General features: G+C 68.2%; 3 protein-coding genes. All 3 read left to right on the forward strand.

Translation table 11 applies throughout. The annotated features are described in order from the left end of the window. Positions 1-126: 126 nt before the first annotated feature. Entirely contained in the window at positions 127-600 is a 474-nt protein-coding gene (locus tag ACE5C1_RS11660; RefSeq protein WP_374944247.1) for a (2Fe-2S)-binding protein, read from the forward strand. Next, entirely contained in the window at positions 597-1,586 is a 990-nt protein-coding gene (locus ACE5C1_RS11665; RefSeq protein WP_374944249.1) for an FAD binding domain-containing protein, read from the forward strand. Before ACE5C1_RS11660 ends, ACE5C1_RS11665 begins: the two co-directional genes overlap by 4 nt. A gap of 10 nt (positions 1,587-1,596) precedes the next feature. Further along, positions 1,597-3,795: xanthine dehydrogenase family protein molybdopterin-binding subunit (locus ACE5C1_RS11670; RefSeq protein ID WP_374944248.1), on the forward strand; the 2,199-nt coding region annotated here is incomplete at its 3' end.

The following is a 3,795-nucleotide window of genomic DNA, read 5'->3' on the forward strand; positions in this document are numbered from 1 at the left end:
AGATTGCACGGACCTGACCGAGGTGACGATCACCGGCGGCCACATGCTGATGCTGGAGCGGACTGCCGAGGTGAACGCCGCCATCGAGGATTGGCTGGGCGACAAGCGCCTCGGTGGAGAAGCCGCATGAGCGGCACGGTCGGGCTCGATCTCACGGTCAACGGGACCCGGCACGAGCTTGAAGTCGCGCCCTGGACGACGCTGCTCGACCTTCTTCGCGATGATCTGGACCTCACCGGCACCAAGAAGGGCTGCGATCACGGCCAATGCGGGGCGTGTACGGTGCTGGTGAACGGCAAGCGGATCAACTCCTGTCTCGCGCTTGCGGTGACGCGTCCCCAAGCGGAGGTGACGACGATCGAAGGGCTCGCTCATGGCGACGAGCTTCACCCGCTCCAGGCCGCGTTCCTGCAGCACGATGCGTTCCAGTGCGGCTTCTGCACGCCGGGGCAAATCTGCTCGGCTGTCGGCTTGATCGGGGAAGGCCATGCGCGAACCCGCGACGAGGTGCGCGAGGCGATGAGCGGGAACCTGTGCCGCTGCGCGGCCTACCCGAACATCACGGACGCGATCCTAGACGTCATCCGGCAGGAGGTCTGATGCGCTTCGCCTACAGCCGCGCGACCGATATCGCCGAGGCGGTGCGTAACGCCGACGTGGCAGGGGCCCGCTACGTCGCGGGCGGCACCAACCTCGTCGACCTGATGAAATATGATGTCGAGCAGCCGACTGCGCTGGTCGACATCAATGCCCTCAACCTTCACGCGATCACCGAGCTGGCGGGCGGCGGCTTGCGGCTGGGCGCGCTCGCGACCAACGCCGATACCGCCTACGACCCACGGGTGCAGGCCCGCTACCCGCTCGTCGCGAGCGCGATCCTGGCCGGTGCCAGCGCGCAGTTGCGGAACGCGGCGACCAACGGCGGCAACATCAACCAGCGCACGCGCTGCTATTATTTCTATGATACCGCGACACCCTGCAACAAGCGCGCGCCCGGCAGCGGCTGCGGCGCGATCGGCGGGTTCAACCGCATTCATGCGATCTTGGGAACGAGCGAGCATTGCATCGCCACGCATCCGTCTGACCTGTGCGTCGCGCTCGCGGCGCTCGAGGCCGAGGTGCAGGTGACCGGACCCGAGGGCGAGCGCGTCATTCCGTTCGCCGACTATCACCGGCTGCCCGGCGACGAGCCCTGGCGCGACAATGTGCTTCGACCCGGCGAGCTGGTGACGGGCATCGATCTGCCCTCGGAGGGATTCGCGCAACATTCGACCTATCTCAAATTACGCGATCGCCAGTCCTACGCCTTTGCCCTGGTCTCGGCGGCGGTGGCGATGCGGATCGAGAATGGTGTGATTGCCGAGGCGCGGATCGCGCTGGGCGGCGTCGCCCACAAGCCCTGGCGGCGCGTGGAGGCGGAGGCCCTGCTGGCGGGGCAAGCGCCGGACGTGCTGCTGTTCGGGCGCGCGGCGGACGCGCTGCTCGCCGGAGCGCAAACCTTCGGCGGCAACGATTTCAAGCCCGACCTGGCCCGACGCACGATCATCCGCGCTTGCCAGGATGCGGTCGGGAGCTGGTTTGAATGAGGTTAGCGGCATGACCACTATCGCCGATCGCACCGACATCGGTGGGCGTCGCCAGGCTGATGCCCTCGCACGCGCGCCGCGGCGCGTCGAGGGGCGCGAGAAGGTGACCGGTGCGCTACGCTATGCCGGCGATCTCGCGCGCACCGCGGCGGACGCCGCGACCGACGTCGCCGTCGCCGTCATCGCCGCGCAAGCCTCCGGGCGTATCCTCGCGATCGACACCGGGCAGGCGCTTTCGATGCCGGGTGTCAGGCTGGTGATGAGCCACGTCAACGCGCCCAAGCTGCACAAGGTGCTCTCGGTCACCGGCTCGGAGATCGGCGACCTGCTGCCGATGCAGGACGACCGCATCCACTATGGCGGTGAGTGTATCGCCTTGGTGGTCGCCGATACGCTCGATCATGCACGGGAGGCGGCCGCGCGGGTGGCGGTTCGGTACAGCGACCCTGAACCCGCGGTCTTTAGCTTGGCCGCCGCGGCCGATCGCACCGCCGACGCCAAGAAGGTCGGCGGCGGCGATCCGGGGCAGGTCAAGATCGGCGATCCCGAGAAGGCCTGGAGCGAGGCGTCGGCGCGGGTCGACCTGACACTCCATTCCTCGCCGCACCACCATAATGCCATGGAGCCTGGCGCAATCGTCGCCGCGTGGGATGCGGACGGCGGGCTGACCGTGCAGCTGCCCACGCAATTCAGCTACGGCGACGCGATGGTGTTGGGCCAGGCCTTCGGCTTCGGCCTGAAGGACCGGCTCCCGCGGATCGTCGCGCAGGTGCTGGGCGGCGTGCAGTTCGACAACAAGGTGCGAGTGATCTCGACCATGTCGGGTGGGGCGTTCGGCAGCAAGAGCGGCAACGTCTATCTGCTGCTGGCGCCGATGGCGGCGAAGCTGACGGGCCGACCGGTCAAGCTCGTCCTCACCCGCCGCGACGTGTTCACGATAATGCCGTTCCGCGCCGAGAGCCGCCAGCGGCTGCGGTTGGGCGCGAATGCCAATGGCAAGCTCACCGCGGTGCTGCAGGACTCGGTGACGGCGCAGGGAGCGGGCGGCAGCTACATCGAGCCGCTCGGCGAGACGATCCCCAAGCTCTACGCCGCGCCGAACATCCTCGTCCACCAGCAGTCGGCGCGGCTCGACACCGGGGCGCCGGGATGGATGCGCGCGCCTGGCGCGTGCCTGGGCACCTTTGCCATCGAGACGGCGATGGACGTGCTGGCGGCGAAGCTCGGCATCGATCCGCTCGATCTGCGCCTCAGCAACCATGCCGACGTGGAGCCGGACACCGGGCACGAATGGTCGTCCAAGTCTCTCAAGGCCTGCTACGAGGCGGCAGGGCGACGCATCGGCTGGTTCGACCGCGATCCAGTAGTCGGCAGCATGCGCGAAGGACGTCTGCTCGTCGGCTATGGCATGGCGTCGGCGGTCTACAAGGTGATGCAGATGCCGGCCGTCGCCCGCATCGTCGTGGGCGGCGACGGCGTGGCGCGCGTCCAGAGCGCAATGCACGAAATAGGCCAGGGCATGGTCACCGCGATGACCCAGATCGCCGCCGAGGGGCTGGGCCTGCCGATCGCTCAGGTCAGGCTCGAGATCGGCGACACCGCTTTGCCTTACGGCGGCATGACGGTGGGATCGATGTCCACGCTGACCAACGGCGCCGCGGTGCATGAGGCGGCTGGGAAGGTGAAGAAGGCGCTGATCAAGCGCGCGGTCCGCGACCGGGCGTCGCCGCTGCACGGCGGCAACAGGCACGATATCGACATCATCGACGGACGCATCGGCACCCGCGACGGTCCCGGAGAGACCGTCGCCTCGCTGATGGCACGCCATGCCGAGCACCCGATCGAGGAGGAGGCGATCACGGGCCGCACCTTCGGGCGAAGCAAATACGGCCGGCAGTCGTTCGGCGCGCAGTTCGCGCGCGTGCTGGTCGATCCCGACACGATGCACGTCCGCGTCCAGCGTCTCATCGGCGCGTTCGCCGGCGGACGTCCGATCAACCCGTTGCTGGTGCGCAGCCAGCTGATCGGCGGCATGACCTGGGGGCTGGGGCAGGCGATGATGGAGGAAACCGTCATGGACGAGCGAACCGGCCTGTGGATGAACCGCAGCCTGGGCGAGGCGCTTGTGCCGACCAACGCCGACGTCGACGACATCGACGCGATCGTCATCGAGGAGGACGACACCCGCGGCCACCCGCTCGGGATCAAG

The sequence above is a fragment of the Sphingomonas sp. genome (genome assembly GCF_964263785.1).
Taxonomy (GTDB): domain Bacteria; phylum Pseudomonadota; class Alphaproteobacteria; order Sphingomonadales; family Sphingomonadaceae; genus Sphingomonas.